This window comes from Beggiatoa alba B18LD, assembly GCF_000245015.1.
Taxonomy (GTDB): Bacteria; Pseudomonadota; Gammaproteobacteria; order Beggiatoales; family Beggiatoaceae; genus Beggiatoa; species Beggiatoa alba.
In genome coordinates this window covers 771,337-788,361 of sequence record NZ_JH600070.1, presented here as the reverse complement: position 1 = coordinate 788,361, position 17,025 = coordinate 771,337, and the positions used below count along the sequence as shown (strand labels likewise).

Sequence of the window (17,025 nt, the reverse complement as noted above, 5' to 3'; positions counted from 1 at the left end):
TTAAAGTTTTTTGTGTTTTAAGGAGACCTCATGTCTAAACTGTTTTTTTCTCGCCTGCTTGCAGGCATTTTTTTATGCTTGTCGTTTAATGCCGTTTTTGCGACTGAGACAAGTGTCACAATGACCGATGCTGTTGGCACTTCAACCACGGCGGGTGAACCGACACAAATTATTGTCTTCAAAGGGGCAAAGCAAACTGTTCCTATTGGTGTTAAGTCTTTACCCATTATTTTCAAAGTCCTTGATGAGCATGGTATGCCTGTCACAGGAGTGACAGTTAATTTCGCATTACAACGTAATGGTAGCCCCGTTGCTGGTACTGGCTTAAGCAAAACCAGCACAGTAACTGACATTGTTGGTCAAGCAGTTACCCATGTACAAGCGACAACTGTTACAGGGAATTACACCGTTACGGCAATTTTACCCAGTAACTTAAGTTTACTAACCAGTACAACCCTGAAAATTGTGACAACATTACCAAGCTTAGGGAATGGCGGTGGTGTTGGTGCTGATGGAAAACCCAGCAATACAGGTAGCTTGTTTGGAGGCGGTATCTCCATCAATGATGGTGAGTTTGTGAAAAAAGGTGCTCAAAAATTAGACGATAAATGTTTAATTCAAGGGGTTATCACAACCGATACCAATGATATTGGCAAGCAAGTTGATTTCATTGTTGTTGCTGCTTATGTCATTCCTGAATTAAATTTCAGCACTTTCTTTATGTTAGATGAAGAAAAAGGCATTTTAAGCTGGGATTTAGACATCACCAAACTGTCTGCCTTCCAATCTAATCAAACCTTAGAAGACAAGCAAATCATTAATATTTATGAAGGTTTTTTTGTTGCGTCTGGTCAATTGTTAGTATTCTACGGTTATCGTTTACCCAATGGCAAAGTTGTCTTTAACGCAGAACAAGTTATCGACATCACCATTACTGAATAAGCGATTTAAGTACGCCTAAAACCCTAAGCATGGTAGTGTGTGCTTAGGGTTTTTTTATGGCAAAAATGACAACATGAAAAATTTGGCTAGTGTGGTGATACATTAATGACAACTCCCTCAGTGTTAGTGCTTGGTATTGGCAATCTGCTCTGGGCAGATGAAGGTTTTGGCGTGCGGACAGTTGATTTTTTTTATCGACATTACCAATTTCCGCCCCATGTGCAGTTAATGGATGGGGGTACACAAGGTTTATACTTATTAAGTTATATCCAAGCCGTGACGCATTTACTTATTTTTGATGCGGTTGATTACGGATTGCCCGCAGGCACAATAAAGGAAGTTTTAAATGATGAAGTGCCCCGTTTTATGGGCGCGAAAAAGATGAGTTTGCATCAAACAGGATTCCAAGAAGTATTAGCCGCTGCACAATTAACCAATAAATACCCGCAAGAAGTTGTTTTATTAGGCGTACAACCCTTACAACTTGAAGATTATGGCGGTAGTTTAACCCCGCTCATTAAAGCACAAATCCCAACGGTGATTGAACGCGCGATTTATCATTTACAACGTTGGGGTGTTACCGTTGACCCTCGTCATCCACCACTGACTAATCAAGCGGGTTTAAGCGAAGGGGCTTTAGCCATTGAACGCTATGAAGCTGAACGTCCAACTGAAGCAGTTGCCTGTCGGATAGGCGATGCCCGCATTTTAAATCAACACTTTAATGATGAGCATGAATAATCTGCAAATTTTACTCATTGAAGATGAACATTTTTTTGCAAAAGCAGTGAGTAAACGCTTAGAGAAAGAAGGATTCGCTTGTTATATCGCAACAACATTACAGGTTGCACAGCAATATTTATACAACAATACAGTGGATTTAATTCTGCTAGACATGCGTTTACCCGATGGCTCAGGCTTAGATTTTTTGCGGACATTGCGAGAAAGTGGGCAGCCTGCAACTGAAACCGCTGTTGTTGTCTTAACCGCATTCGGCGAACTTGAAGATGCTGTCAGTGCCATGAAATTACACGCGCTAGACTTTCTAAAAAAACCCATCGATTTAGATACATTAGTCAACACTATTCAGCAACTTATCAATAAAGAACAGCTAAAACAAAAGATTCAATACCAACCAACGCCTCATAGTGATGTCGTGCAACTATTGGGAAATAGTCCACTTTTACATAAAGTCCGACAACAAATTACTCGCATGGGTGCAATAGTTTCCCAAGCAGAATATGAACCGCCTCATGTATTAATTTTAGGTGAAACAGGAACAGGGAAAGATGTCTGCGCCCATCTGTTACATCACACTAGCCAACGTGCGAATCGTCCCTTTATTCAAGTAGATTGCGCAGCCTTGCCCGCTGAATTAATCGAAGCGGAATTATTCGGTCATGAAAAAGGGGCTTATACCCATGCCCACACCACCCGCAAAGGCTTAATCGAAACGGCTGAAAATGGAACAGTTTTTTTAGATGAAGTCGGCGAATTACCTTTAGAGTTACAAACTAAATTACTCGCCGTATTAGGGCGGCGCATGGTGCGACGGATTGGCAGTACACAAGAACGCCGTACAGAAGCATGGTTTATTGCAGCCACCCATCGTCCGCTTGCACGTTGGGTTGAAGAGGGAAAGTTCCGTGCAGATTTATACTACCGTCTCAATACATTAACCATAGAATTACCCGCATTACGTCATTGTGGACAAGATAGCCTTGTTCTTGCCCAATATTTTGCCCAACAAGCGGCGCAACGTTATGGGCTACCCGTTCCAATTTTTTCCCCCACTGTATGCGAACAAATTTTACAAACAGAATGGCGGGGCAATGTACGTGAATTACGTCATACGATTGAACGCGCAGTTTTACTCAGTGATACAGATATTTTAGATTTAAGCCATGCCTTGCCTAATCAAACAAGTGAAGTTATTCCTTTGTCAATCAATGCAAACTCCCCAGACATCGCAGAACCGTTATTACCCTCAACAACCAATGCGCTTAATTTAGAACAAGCCGAGCGTTTATTAATTGAACAAGCCCTGACAAAAACGGCAGGCAATGTTTCCCAAGCAGCACGTTTACTGGGTATCACCCGCATGGCATTACGCTACCGCTTACAAAAACATGGCTTAAAAGCTCAAGATAATGATGAGTTAGCAACAGATACGGATTAAGCATTGATGTATCGCTTAATTTTTGAGATGGAACACGCGAAAAGGGTTGACCAGACAAGATTAAAACTTGTCTGAATCAGGATTTTCAGGATTAACAGGATTTAAATCCCTCAAACCGAAAAACTAATGTGAATAACGCTTTTTAATTCTGCTAATCCTGAAAATTCTGATTCAGACAAAAGCGTTATTGTTTAGCACTACCCTAGAATTTAGTAACGTTTAAAAAAACACCTTTTATTCCCTTACCATGCCAACATTGGCACTTCAAACATATTTAAATAAGCGGTGACATGTTGATAGCCAGCTTCTGCTAAATAATCTTTACAACTTGGGTTTACTGTACCTATAAATGGATTCGAATTGGGTAAGGCTTCATAAACCGTTTTTGCTTTCTTTTGCGCTTCGTGAACGCGGAGTTTAAAGGCTTCTAAGGCAACCTCTTCGAGTAACGTCATTTTGTACGTAGGACTGTATAAACTGGGATATTGAGATAATTCTGTGTAAGCATGAGGAACAATGTCTAAAGTGTTGTAAATACGGTCATAATTATCGCCTAATTGTTGTTTAAAGTATGCTGTCAGTCCTTTGTCTCCAATGGTTAAGCCTGCAAAAGAAACGCAAGAGATTTGCGCAACTTTACCGATATCCCAACGGGGCATATTGGGGTAAATCTCATTGTCATGCGGTAAGCAAACATTGCCCTGTGATTGTTTAAACCATAACGCAAGCGCGGGCGAAATAGCCGCGCCTAAACTGTGTCCTGTAAATCCTATTTGAATATTGCCGTAGCGCGTAAGACTAGCAAGAAAGTCGACTAAGGTTAGCCCTGCACCTGCAAGCGGTTTATACGCGGCGGGGGTTTGCTCGGGACTGGGTGGTGCAGTGTTTAAAACGATTTTTAGCGCGTTAGTAGTTGCTTGATTAATAAGTGGTTGTGGATTTACTGCTTGTGGTGTTATCCAAGGATGTAATGCAACCTCAAAATCTTCGGTTATCCATTCCCAAAGATTATCCCCAACTGTGCCACGTGTTGCGACAATGTATTGTGTTGGCTTTGAAATAGATTGCACAACAAAGGTAAGATTTGCTTGTTTTTTCTTACGCGGATTGTTATTTGCGCTATATAAGGCAGGACCCCAAACAATGCGCCAGTCATTATTTAAACTGGGAACGGTTGGCAGTTTGTCATTAATGAGTTGCACAATTTTAAAAACTGTCGTGTTATCAACGGGAATTTTTTCGCCTTGATAGGTTAAAAATGCCATGCTCGCAAAGGTTAATTCTCTTTGAGTGGGGGTAAACATGCTTATCCTCTCTTAATGCGGGGGTAAAAGAAAAATAATCAGTTATAAAATGGCTGACAGTGCTAAACAAGTTGAGTTTTAAATGCGTAAAATCTAATTGTCTGATGCAAATAAATCTTTTAGTCTTGCTAATCCTGATTCAAACAATATTGTATTGCTATCTCTAACCTGAGTTCGGCGATATTTATAAGATAAAACATAGACCTGCTAGGTTTTAAAAAACCTAGCAGGTCTTTTTTTGTCTGAATCAGAATTTTCAGAATTAGCAGAATTAAAAAGCGTCATCCACCTGACTTTTTGGTTTGAGGGTTTTAAATCCTGTTAATCCTGATTCAGACAAATGTTTGTCTTTTTAACAAATCTCGCCGTACTCGGGTTATCTCTATAAAAAATCAGGTGGTTAAAGCCTATCGCTTTTTCCACCTGATGACTATGCGGGTTTTCCCTTGTTATGGCTTATTTATTAACGTTCATAGCCTAAATTCGGAGCTAACCATTTTTCAGCAATTTCAAGACTCATCCCTTTGCGTTCTGCATAATTAGCGACTTGGTCACGTTCAATTTTACCCACGCCAAAATATCGTGCGTCGGGATGGGAAAAATACCAGCCAGACACTGCCGCAGTCGGATACATCGCAAAACTTTCTGTTAATTGTAAGCCAATATTTTCAGTGGGTTGTAGTAACTCCCATAACGTGGCTTTTTCCGTGTGGTCAGGACAGGCAGGATAACCAGGGGCGGGACGAATGCCTTGATAACTCTCTTTAATTAAGGCTTCATTGCTCAAGTTTTCATCAGGCACGTAGCCCCAGTATTGTTTGCGAACTTGTTCGTGTAACTGTTCAGCAAAGGCTTCGGCGAGACGGTCAGCGAGGGCTTTGAGCAAAATACTGCTGTAATCATCATGAGCCGCTTCAAAGCGTTTAATATGTTCATCAATGCCAATGCCCGCCGTAACGGCAAACACGCCAAGATAATCCGCAACGCCTGTCGATTGGGGGGCGATATAATCGGCAAGACATAAATTAGGACGGTCTGCCGTTTTCGCCATTTGTTGGCGGAGGTGATGTAAAACAGCTTTTACTTCGCTACGTTGCTCGTCTTGATATAGTTCGATATCGTCATCATTGACGCTATTGGCAGGGAAAAAGCCAAGCACTGCGCGAGCAGTTAGCCATTTTTCTGCAATTAATTGGTCAAGCATGGCTTGCGCATCAGCATAAAGTTTACGTGCTTCTTCCCCAACAATAGCATCCTCAAAAATCGCGGGGTAATGTCCAGCCAGTTCCCATGCACGGAAAAAAGGAGTCCAATCAATGCGTTCACGTAAAGTGCTTAAAGCATAATCGTCAAACACCCGCACGCCTAAAAATTGCGGTTTTGGCGGTTGATAATTTGCCCAATCGCCTTGCCATTTATTCGCCCGCGCATCGACAATACTGGCTTTTTGGCGTTGATTTTGCTGACTAGCACGTTGTTCGCGGATATTGGCATATTCTACACGTAACTTGTTAATATAACCCGTTTTTAAATCTGCCGAGAGTAAACTTTGTGCAACCCCAACCGCCCGCGAAGCGTCAGGCACATAGACGACAGGATGCGAATAAGACGGCTCAATTTTCACCGCTGTATGCACTTTTGACGTGGTCGCGCCTCCAATCATTAGAGGAATATCAAATCCTTGGCGTTGCATCTCTTTGGCAACATGCACCATTTCATCCAATGACGGGGTAATTAATCCCGATAAGCCGATAATGTCGCATTGCTCATCGCGGGCGGTTTGTAGAATTTTTTCAGCGGCAACCATTACCCCTAAGTCGACGACTTCAAAATTATTACATTGCAAGACTACGCCAACGATATTTTTACCAATATCATGCACATCACCCTTTACAGTCGCCATTAAAATCTTGCCGTTATTGCCCATTTTATCGCCTGCGGCTTTTTCGGCTTCAATATAAGGCATTAAATACGCAACAGCTTTTTTCATCACCCGCGCTGATTTCACCACTTGCGGTAAAAACATTTTGCCCGCGCCGAATAAATCACCGACGACATTCATGCCATTCATTAAAGGTTCTTCAATCACTTGCAAGGGTCTAGCGTACTGTTGTCGTGCTTCTTCCGTGTCAACTTCAATAAAGTCGGTAATCCCTTTGACTAACGCATGTTCTAACCGTTTGCCGACGGGTAAACTACGCCACGCTAAATCTTGTTGATTTTCCTGCGTACTTGCGCCGCCTTTATATTTTTCCGCGACTTCTAATAAGCGTTCAGTTGAATCAGCACGGCGATTTAACACCACATCCTCAACCCGCTCGCGCAACTCGCTGGGCAAATCTTCATAAATAGCTAATTGTCCCGCGTTGACAATCCCCATCGACAAGCCCGCTTTGATCGCGTGATACAAGAAAACAGAATGTATTGCTTCACGGACAGGATTATTGCCACGGAAAGAGAAAGAAACGTTAGAAACCCCGCCAGAAATTAAAGCATGTGGTAAGGTCTTTTTAATAATTTCAGTTGCTTGAATAAAGTCCACAGCATAATTATTATGTTCTTCAATCCCTGTTGCGACCGCGAAAATATTCGGGTCAAAAATAATATCTTCCGCAGGAAATCCAACGACTTTGGTTAGTAACTCATAAGAACGGCTACAAATTTCAACTTTACGCGCAAAAGTATCCGCTTGTCCTACTTCATCAAACGCCATCACCACAACCGCCGCGCCATAACGGCGGACTAATTTGGCTTGTTCGATAAATTTCGCTTCGCCCTCTTTCATACTAATAGAGTTGACAATGCCCTTGCCTTGAATACATTTCAAACCCGCTTCTAATACTTCCCATTTAGACGAGTCCACCATAATCGGCACGCGGGCAATATCAGGTTCTGAAGCTAGTAAATTCAGAAACTTAATCATCACCGCTTTAGAATCTAACAAGCCTTCATCCATATTAATGTCGATGACTTGCGCCCCATTTTCTACTTGCTGGCGAGCAACTTCTAACGCAGCCTCATAATTTTCTTCTTTAATCATCCGCTTAAATTGCGCCGAGCCTGTCACATTAGTGCGTTCGCCGACGTTGACGAATAAAGATTCAGCCGTGATATTAAATGGTTCTAAACCTGAAAGACGGCAAGCGGGCGGAATATCTGGCACAACACGGGGCGGATAGTGGCGTAAAGTTTCATAAATCGCTTTAATATGCGGGGGCGTAGTGCCACAGCAACCACCGATAATGTTTAAAAAGCCACTTTTTGCCCAGTCTTCAATCTCTTTCGCCATGACTTCGGGCAATTCGTCATATTCACCAAATTCATTGGGCAAGCCTGCATTGGGGTGAGCTGAGACATAAGTGTCTGCAATACGGGATAATTCTTCGACATATTGGCGTAACTGTTTCGCCCCTAACGCGCAGTTTAAGCCAATAGAAATGGGTTGCGCGTGACGTAAAGAATTCCAAAAAGCTTCTGTGACTTGTCCCGATAAAGTCCGTCCTGATGCGTCAGTAATCGTGCCTGAAATCATCACGGGCAAACGGATATTTTTTTCATCAAAATATTTTTCGACGGAAAAAATCGCCGCTTTTGCATTTAAGGTGTCGAAAATAGTTTCTATCAACAGAATATCCGCACCACCATTGACTAAACCGTCGATAGCTTCGTAATAATTCTCGACCAACTCATCAAACAGCACATTGCGATAAGCGGGGTCATTGACATCGGGCGAAATCGACGCGGTGCGACTGGTTGGCCCTAAAACGCCAGAAACAAAACGCGGTTTATCAGGATTTTGGGCGGTGATTTCGTCAGCGACTTCGCGGGCAAGTGCGGCGGCGGCATGATTTAATTCGTACACCAAATTTTCCATGTCATAATCCGCCATGGAAATACGGGTGCTATTAAATGTATTGGTTTCCAGAATATCCGCACCAGCTTCTAAATATTGGCGGTGAATTTCTCGGATAATTTGCGGTTGGGTTAAAACCAATAAATCATTATTACCTTTGACATCTGTGTGCCATGTCGCAAAGCGCGTTCCGCGATAATCGGCTTCTTGCAATTTATAGCGTTGAATCATCGTTCCCATTGCACCATCTAGGAATAAAAGACGTTGCTTTAAGAGGGATTGGAAAAGCTGTGCGCGTTCTGTACTAAACATTGTGACGAATCTCTGTCGAGCTTAAAGGGATTATTGAGAATTAAGATATTAAGAATAGAAAAGTTGGATATAGGGACTTTTTTTAAAAATTAAAACTATCCTCAACCAGTTGAATTTCTTCCGTTGTTAAGCCATAGAGGGCATAAACCAATTGGTCTATGGCTTTATCGGTTTGTTCAATTTCTTGCTTGAGTATTAAAGCCTGTTGTTTTTGTTGATTAAAATAATCCATCCAGTCGGATTTTTGGGCTAAGGAAAGTTTAACATTGGCTTTGGTGAGTTCTGTTAGAAAATCAGTAAAATCTAGGGTGTACCAGTTTTCTAAAGACTTACTGATTTTTGCAAGACGAAATTCCGTATTAATAAGTAATATGGTTTTACTGACTGTTTGATGTAATTGTTCTACTTTGATTAGCATCATATCAGCATATTCAACGAAAATAGATTGTTGTGATAATGGAATTTGTATAATAGGAATTTCTCTCAATTCAGCTAATGTTGTTTGCCGAAAATCATCTTTTACTGCAATAGATGAACTATTCAAATACAAGTAAGATATTAATTTACTTGCTAATATACATAAAAGGTATTTAGTATAAAAGTTCGTATTTTTTAAAATAAAAGGATTAACATCTTTTTTAAAGATAATCTGTTGATTTACATAACTAACAAGTAAGCGGTTTTGTCGACTAATAATTCTTCGAATTAAAATTTTTTCAATATTATTATAATATTGAAATAAACTACTATTATTATCTAAATGTGTATATGACATTTGTGTAATAATCAACTTATATCGGTTGATAATACCAGACTCTAAAAAGGGGATATTGTTATTCGCTGTTTTTACAGGAGATAAGTCATAACAACTTTTTGATAGACCCTGTGTTGATTGTGTAATACTGCCCAGTTTTACGTAATTTTGATTAGTCTTGATTTTATTCAAAAGATAGTAATTTTTAATATTTAGAATAATTTTATAATTTGTTGATGCTAAAAGTGTAGTTTCAACTAATTGATAATTAATTAAGTCTAAATGAGAAATTTTTTCTTGTTTGTTAAAACAAAAAACTTTGTATGATGAGGAAATATTTTTTGAAAATAGGTAAATACCAGTATCAACGTAAGCATCAGGAAAGACATCAAAAGGTAAATTGACTAGGACTAGTAATCCATATTGAGTCAGTAAATTTTTTCTAAAAGCGTTGTAGTTTTCTCCTGTTTGCCATGTGACAGAAGAGATATAAGACAAATACCCATTTTGATTAAGTAAACTCAATCCTTTTATAGTAAAAACTGTAGATAAATCAAACTTTCTTTCTAAATAAGGAAACTTAATTTTTAAATATTGTTTCGTTGTTTCTGGTATGGACTCAATAGGGATATACGGTGGATTACCCACCACCACGTCAAATCCACCTGCTTGCATAATCTCGGCAAATTTTATGTGCCACGAAAAAGCATGATGACCTGCCACTGTAACATCATCAATTAAACTATTCCCACATTTGATATTGTTGTCTAAATAGGTCAGCTTTTCTTGTTTATTCGCGGTTTTTAGCCATAATGACAATTTAGTAATTTCTACAGATTCATTATTAATATCTACGCCGTAGAGATTATTTGCCAATATATGCGTGTCCCAACGGAATAAATGCGCTTGCCCACCGTGTAACGTGGTTAAACGTTCATTAATGGTCTGTCCTTCTTGATATAAATAATCAAAAACTTCACTTAAAAACGCGCCTGAGCCACAAGCAGGGTCTAAAACTTTAATTTGTGAGAGTATCGTTTTATAACGTTTCCAGACTTCAATATGTTTTTCAATTTTCTTATTATATTCAACTCTTCCACTGTTTAAACGAATAGATTCATAATCTTGCTCTGTTAAAATGGGGAGTTCATTAAATCCTAGTTCAGCTTTACGTTCTGCTAACCAGCCACCAACAGCTTGCTCAACGATAAAGCGGGTGATGTAAGCAGGGGTATAAAAAATGCCGTCTTGTTTGCGTTTGGAGACTTTTTCGGTAGCGTGTTCGCCACGTACTGCTTTTTGTAGGACTTCAATATCGGTAATTGATTGTTCAAAAATATGCCCTAAAACCGTAACACTGACTTCGCTGGCAAAATCGTATTCGCCGAGTGCTTTAAAGTCTTGACAAAGTTCATCATTAACAGTTAGTTCGTCTAACAAGCAGTCCGTTTGAAATAATCCACCATTATAGGCAGGAATTGCAAGTTTTTCATGTCCTTCATGAATAGCACGAAATAAGCCAATAAAGCTGTGCCATATGGGTTGTGGATTAAAAATATTTTGTGTTTCACAGACTTTAGCAAGAATACGATTGGGTAATAATCCTTTATCTTCTGCAAAGGCAATAAATAAAATACGGTCTAAAATTTTTTGAGTGAGATGAATTAGTTCTGATGCGGAAATGCTAGGGTTATCTTTTGCTAATGTTTTTAAGAGTTTTTCACGCAGTTTGGTGTAATCTGCATAAAGTTGGTTGGTAATTTCTTTTTCTGTTTGTTCACTTTGGCGCAGAATATCGGCGGTAGCTCCTGAAAGCAGTTGTTTTGCATTAAGTAGCAGTTGTAAACGGGCATATTCAAGCGGTTCAGTAAGACGGCTTAAATCCCATGTTTCATAAACTCTTCGCCCATATCCGACGGCATATAAACGTAATTCTACATAATTGGATACAAGAACCCATTGCGCACCTGTTGCATCCATCGCATATTCCCATGCTTGTTGTACAGGGCTTTTATGTCGACCTGCCATGATGGCATCTAAGTCTCGAGTTTTCGCGCCTTTTAGTTCAAAAGGGGCAATAATTTTGTCTTGCCCATCTGTAAAATGACCAAGGGCAATATCGACGTTACCGCTAGCAATCGGTTTATTTTTCCATAAAGTTCTATCTTCACCAAAGTCTTTATAATCTAATATATTAATCAGTATTGATTGAATAAAATGGCTATCTAAAGAAGTTTCATTTTGACTATAGATTTGTCGATTTAAAATGCTGTCGCGCCATTTTGTCAAAATCTCAAGATGAGCGGGGGGAATTTCTGTCGCATGGAGAATTTTTTTTAATAACCGACTATTAATAAAAGGCATTTTTCTAGTCTCTTTGAGCATCAATGACGATTGGATATTTTAACAAGCTACCTCCTGTATTCCCATAAAAGTTTTTATAGAAGACTTGGCAAATTTAAAAAAGCTGGCTATTATTCAACTTCGTTTGTTCATTTTCTGAATTCATCTATTCCCCATGATTATCACCACAGCCGACAAGTTTTGTCTGAATGCTCTTCTTGAGCAGGTGGTGTTACGTCTGTCTTCTCTGCTGGTTCTGCCCGCTTTGCTGTTACTGCCCTAAGTCAGGGCGCATACATCACTCTCGCCCGTTTCGCGGGGCAAATTGAATACGCGATAATTTCCATTTTTTTGTGTTATTAACCTTAATATTTTCACTGTTTATTATTTACTTTTACTTTTTTGAATTTTTGGGAGCAGAACCATGAATCAAGATAAACTCATTATTTTCGATACCACGTTGCGCGATGGTGAACAAAGCCCAGGCGCGTCTATGACGAAAGAGGAAAAAGTTCGGATTGCAAAAGCCTTAGAAAAATTGCGCGTCGATGTGATCGAAGCGGGCTTTGCGATGGCAAGCGTGGGCGATTTTGAAGCCGTGCGTGCCGTTGCGCAGGTGGTGAAAGATTCTACTGTGTGTAGTTTAGCCCGTGCTTTAGATGCGGATATTGACCGCGCCGCAGAGGCGTTAAAAGGGGCTGTTTCTCCTCGAATTCATACCTTTATTTCTACATCGCCGTTACATATGGCGCATAAACTTCAGATGCCACCTGAAAAGGTGTTAGAGCAAGCGATTAGAGCCGTTAAACGGGCACGTCAATATACGGATAATGTGGAGTTTTCACCCGAGGATGCGGCACGGTCAGAAATTGATTTTCTTTGTCGGGTTGTCGAAGCCGCTATCGATGCAGGGGCAACGACGATTAATCTTCCTGATACCGTGGGTTATAAAATTCCGCATTTGTTTGGGCAGTTAATTCGTACTGTGCGGGAACGTGTGCCAAATTCGGATAAGGCGATTTTTTCGGTGCATTGTCATAATGATTTAGGCTTAGCCGTGGCGAATTCGCTTTCTGCGGTCATAAATGGGGCACGTCAAGTTGAGTGTACTATCAACGGGTTAGGTGAGAGGGCAGGCAATGCGGCTTTAGAAGAGGTCGTCATGGCGGTGCGGACTCGTCATGATATTTTCCCGTGTCATACGAATATTGATACAACACAAATTCTTAATTGTTCTCGCTTAGTTTCTAATATTACTGGGTTTCCTGTTCAGCCGAATAAGGCAATTGTTGGCGCGAATGCGTTTGCGCATGAATCGGGTATTCATCAGGATGGGGTGTTAAAAAACCGTGAAACGTATGAAATCATGCGGGCGGAGGATGTGGGTTGGACAACTAACCGTATGGTTTTAGGCAAACATTCAGGACGGAATGCGTTTAAAACGCATTTGAAGCAGCTTAATATTGAGTTTAAGACTGAGGAAGAATTAAACGCAGCCTTTACTCGTTTTAAAGAACTTGCGGATAAGAAACACGAGATTTATGACGAAGATTTGCAGGCGTTGATGACGGATGCATTTTCTAGCGAGAATGAGCGGATTAAGTTAGTAACCATGCGGGTTGTCTCTGAAATGGGGGAAATGCCTCAAGCTCAAATTACGTTGAATATTGCAGGGGAAGAGGTGACTAGCGAGGCAAAAGGGAGTGGTCCTGTCGATGCAACGTTCAAGGCTATCGAGCAGTTAGCAAATAGCCAAGTTAAATTATTGGTTTATTCCGTGAGTAATGTGACGAATGGCACGGATGCACAGGGCGAGGTCAGCGTGCGTTTAGAAAAAGAGGGACGCATTGTTAATGGGCAGGGCGCGGATACAGATATTTTAATCGCGTCTGCAAAGGCTTATATTAATGCGTTAAATCGGATACTTGCACCAACTGACCGACAACATCCACAAGTTAGTGCCTCTATTATTTAACGCATTTCGCGGTTACAGTAGGTCATATTCCTTTATTAAGACCTGACAGTCAGTAGAAAACTGTCAGGTCTTTTTCCTTTATTTACAATAATTTCAAAAAAATAAATTTCTCGTTAAAAATCTAGTTTTTTCTTTAAATTTTCCGTTATTATCTGATATTTTTTTATTCAAGGAAGCCGATGAAAAGCGATTCTTTTCCTTATCCTTTACAGCGTATAGGCATTATTGGTGGCGGGCAATTGGGCAAGATGACTGCGCAAGTTGCAAAACGCATGGGCTTTTATGTCACTGTGTTAGACCGTTCTGCTAATTGTCCTTCGGCACATGTTGCGGATGCCCTGATTGTGGGGGACTTATATGATGGTGAAAAACTGCGGGCAATTGCTGAAGTCAGTGACGTGCTGACCTATGAAATTGAGCATATAGATACTGCAACGTTAAAAGCCTTATTTGCTGAGGGGAAAAAAATCTATCCCGCGCCACGTGTTCTCGAAATTATTCAAGATAAACTCAAGCAAAAACAGGTATTGGATCAAGCGGGTGTGCCAGTTCCACGTTATCAACAAGTTGATAATTTGAACAACGAGTATTTGCAACAAGTGACTTTTCCCATTGTGCAAAAAGCCCGTACAGGGGGATATGATGGCAAAGGGGTTGCGATTTTAAAAAGCATGGCAGATGTCGATAAAATTCTGCCTGTGCCTTCTATGGTTGAGGAATATATCCCCTTTAGTAAAGAAATTGCGGTTATGGTTGCACGCAATCGTCAGCATGAAGTAGTTTGTTATCCTGTGGTTGAGATGGTTTTTGATGAGCGGACAAATATTTGTGATATTGTCGCAGTGCCTGCGCGTATAGACCCCGCAATGAGTGAACGTGCCCAACAAATAGCGATTAAAGCTATTGAGGCCTTAGATGGAGTTGGTGTGTTTGGGGTGGAAATGTTTTTGACGAATAACGATGAAATTCTCGTGAATGAAATCGCGCCTCGTCCCCATAATTCAGGGCATTACACGATAGAGGCGAGTGTCACCAGCCAATTTGAACAGTTGGTGAGAATTATCTGCAATTTACCCTTAGGTGCTAGTAAATTGCTTAGTCCTGCGGCGATGTGGAATTTATTAGGCGAAGAAGGATATCAGGGAACACCTGTTATTGAAGGCTTAGGCAGTGCCTTAAGTGTTCAGGGTTTGTCCTTCCATTTATATGGAAAAGATACAACGCAACCCTTCCGAAAAATGGGACATGTCACGATTATTGATGACAGCGTAGCCGCAGCATTGGATAAAGTGGAACAAGTTAAAACCATGCTGAAAATCAAAGCCTAAGGAGGATAATATCATGCAACAGCCCTTAGTTGGCATTATCATGGGTAGCGATTCTGACTTGCCTGTGATGCAAGAAGCGGCAAAAATCCTAGATGAATTTGCAATTGCTTATGAAATCACGATTGTGTCTGCACATCGTACACCGCAACGCATGTTTGATTATGCACAAACCGCAGAACAGCGTGGCTTAGAGGTGGTTATTGCGGGCGCGGGTGGGGCGGCGCATTTACCAGGAATGGTTGCTGCAATTACAGCATTACCCGTTATTGGTGTGCCTGTAAAAACCAGTAGTTTACAGGGCTTAGATTCACTTTTATCTATCGTACAAATGCCTGCGGGTGTGCCTGTTGCAAGCGTTGCGATTAATAACGCGAAAAATGCGGGGTTATTGGCAGCACAGATTTTAGGGGTTAAGTTGCCTGCTGTGCGTCAGCAGGTAAATGCTTATAAAAAAGCGTTGGAACAGATGGTATTAGAGAAGGCGACGAAGTTGGAGACGGAGGGATTGCCGTCAACATTATAAACGCTATGAAAAAAAGCCCCTACATTGATTCGATATGTAGGGGCTTTTTTTATTGATTAATTGACCTGAGTATTACGATATAGTGAACGCACTATAAAACGATGCGGAAGACTACCAGTCCTAAATTTAAATAACCTGAGTTCGGCGAGTTTCTTTAAAAAAAGACAAGAGCTTGTCTGAATCAGAATTTTCAGAATTAAAAAGACAAGAAAATTAAAAGAATAAAAAATTATGTTTTTAATTGTTTTTAATTCTGCTAATTCTGTGAATTCTGATTCAGACAAAAAAAGACCTGCTAGGTTTTTAAAATCTAGCTGGTCTCTGTTTTGTTTTATAAAACTCGCTGAACTCAAGTTAAATAATTTTATGATACGTTTACTATATCTTTCCAAGCATGAGGAAACATCAACATGACCGACAAATCCCTAGGCACATTCATCAACCCCTTCACCGATTTTGGCTTTAAAAAAATCTTCGGCAGTGAAGAAAGTAAACCCCTACTCATCAGCTTTCTCAATGATTTATTACCGATAAAACACAAAATTGTCAGCTTAGAATTTAAAAATATCGAAAAGCTCGGCATGTTAGAAGAAGACCGACGTGCCATCTTTGATATTTATTGTCGGGATGAAAAAAATCAGGAATTCATTGTTGAATTACAACGTGCAAAACAAGAACACTTTCAAGACCGCGCCACTTACTACGCCAGTTTCTTAATTCAAGACCAAGCCAAAAAAGGCAAATGGGACTTTGAATTAACCCCGATTTATTTCATTGGGATTTTAGACTTCTCCTTAGCCAGCTTTCCCGATGAGCGTTACTTACATTTCGGACAAATTACCGATATTTACAGCAAAGAAGTGATGTTTAAGAAATTGAACTTCATTTACATAGAAATGGCGAAATTCAAAAAGCAAGAATCCGAATTAGCGAACCATTTAGAATGGTGGTTATATTTCCTGCGTGAATTAGTAACGTTTGACGATATGCCGAGAGAATTTCAAGGCGATATTATCGAAGACGCTTTTGCGTTAGCGAAATTAGCGAATATGAGTTATGAAGACCGCCATGCGTATGAATTGAGTTTGAAATACTACCGCGATTTCATCAATGTGCTTGATACCGCTAAACAGGAAGGAATTGAGATAGGTCTGGAAAAAGGCATTGAGATTGGGATTGAACAAGGGATTGAACAAGAAAGAATAAAAGTCGCAATCGCATTGAAGAAAAGCAATGCTCCTCTTGAGCTTATTATGGTTGCGACGGGACTAACGCGCGAAGAAATTGAACGATTATAGTAAACGCACTATAAAGCGATGCGGAGGACTGCCTGTCCTAAATTTAAATAACCTGAGTTCGGCGAGTTTCTTTAAAAAAAGACAAGAGCTTGTCTGAATCAGAATTTTCAGAATTAAAAAGACAAGAAAATTAAAAGAATAAAAAATTATGTTTTTAATTGTTTTTAATTGTTTTTAATTCTGCTAATTCTGAAAATTCTGATTCAGACAAAAA

The 17,025-nt window shown here is 40.2% G+C and carries 10 protein-coding genes; 7 read left to right on the top strand and 3 right to left on the bottom strand.

Going from position 1 to position 17,025, the window contains the following annotated elements:
• Positions 1-30: 30 nt before the first annotated feature.
• From BEGALDRAFT_RS03195 to BEGALDRAFT_RS03185, 3 genes are all read left to right on the top strand, one after another.
• Positions 31-942: an Ig-like domain-containing protein gene (locus tag BEGALDRAFT_RS03195; RefSeq protein WP_002683576.1), complete on the top strand. Its 912-nt coding sequence runs from the start codon at positions 31-33 to the stop codon at positions 940-942.
• Between the two features lie 105 nt (positions 943-1,047).
• Positions 1,048-1,683: a HyaD/HybD family hydrogenase maturation endopeptidase gene (locus BEGALDRAFT_RS03190; RefSeq protein ID WP_002683575.1), complete on the top strand. Its 636-nt coding sequence runs from the start codon at positions 1,048-1,050 to the stop codon at positions 1,681-1,683.
• Positions 1,676-3,121: a sigma-54-dependent transcriptional regulator gene (locus BEGALDRAFT_RS03185; protein ID WP_002683574.1), complete on the top strand. Its 1,446-nt coding sequence runs from the start codon at positions 1,676-1,678 to the stop codon at positions 3,119-3,121. Before BEGALDRAFT_RS03190 ends, BEGALDRAFT_RS03185 begins: the two co-directional genes overlap by 8 nt.
• 242 nt (positions 3,122-3,363) lie before the next feature.
• Here the strand turns inward: BEGALDRAFT_RS03185 and BEGALDRAFT_RS03180 are convergent, their stop codons facing one another.
• The 3 genes from BEGALDRAFT_RS03180 to BEGALDRAFT_RS17790 form a co-directional block, all read right to left on the bottom strand.
• Positions 3,364-4,425: a lipase class 3 gene (locus tag BEGALDRAFT_RS03180; RefSeq protein ID WP_002683572.1), complete on the bottom strand. Its 1,062-nt coding sequence runs from the start codon at positions 4,423-4,425 to the stop codon at positions 3,364-3,366.
• A 463-nt stretch (positions 4,426-4,888) separates the two neighbouring features.
• Complete coding sequence (gene metH / locus BEGALDRAFT_RS03175) at positions 4,889-8,590, bottom strand: methionine synthase (RefSeq protein ID WP_002683570.1); 3,702 nt, start codon at positions 8,588-8,590, stop codon at positions 4,889-4,891.
• Between the two features lie 82 nt (positions 8,591-8,672).
• On the bottom strand, positions 8,673-11,708 hold the full coding sequence (locus tag BEGALDRAFT_RS17790; protein ID WP_002683569.1) for an Eco57I restriction-modification methylase domain-containing protein: 3,036 nt from the start codon (positions 11,706-11,708) through the stop codon (positions 8,673-8,675).
• Positions 11,709-12,111: 403 nt separating this feature from the next.
• Here BEGALDRAFT_RS17790 and BEGALDRAFT_RS03165 point away from each other — a divergent pair, with 403 nt between their 5' ends.
• From BEGALDRAFT_RS03165 to BEGALDRAFT_RS03150, 4 genes are all read left to right on the top strand, one after another.
• Positions 12,112-13,662: a 2-isopropylmalate synthase gene (locus BEGALDRAFT_RS03165; RefSeq protein WP_002683568.1), complete on the top strand. Its 1,551-nt coding sequence runs from the start codon at positions 12,112-12,114 to the stop codon at positions 13,660-13,662.
• A 179-nt stretch (positions 13,663-13,841) separates the two neighbouring features.
• The gene (locus BEGALDRAFT_RS03160; protein ID WP_002683567.1) at positions 13,842-14,990 is read left to right on the top strand and encodes a 5-(carboxyamino)imidazole ribonucleotide synthase; all 1,149 of its coding nucleotides are present in this window, start codon (positions 13,842-13,844) and stop codon (positions 14,988-14,990) included.
• Positions 14,991-15,003: 13 nt separating this feature from the next.
• Positions 15,004-15,513 carry a 5-(carboxyamino)imidazole ribonucleotide mutase gene (gene purE, locus BEGALDRAFT_RS03155; RefSeq protein WP_002683566.1) on the top strand — a complete coding sequence of 170 codons (510 nt, stop codon included), beginning with the start codon at positions 15,004-15,006 and terminating at the stop codon, positions 15,511-15,513.
• A gap of 410 nt (positions 15,514-15,923) precedes the next feature.
• Entirely contained in the window at positions 15,924-16,811 is an 888-nt protein-coding gene (locus BEGALDRAFT_RS03150) for an Rpn family recombination-promoting nuclease/putative transposase (RefSeq protein ID WP_002683565.1), read from the top strand.
• The last annotated feature ends 214 nt before the right edge of the window (positions 16,812-17,025 follow it).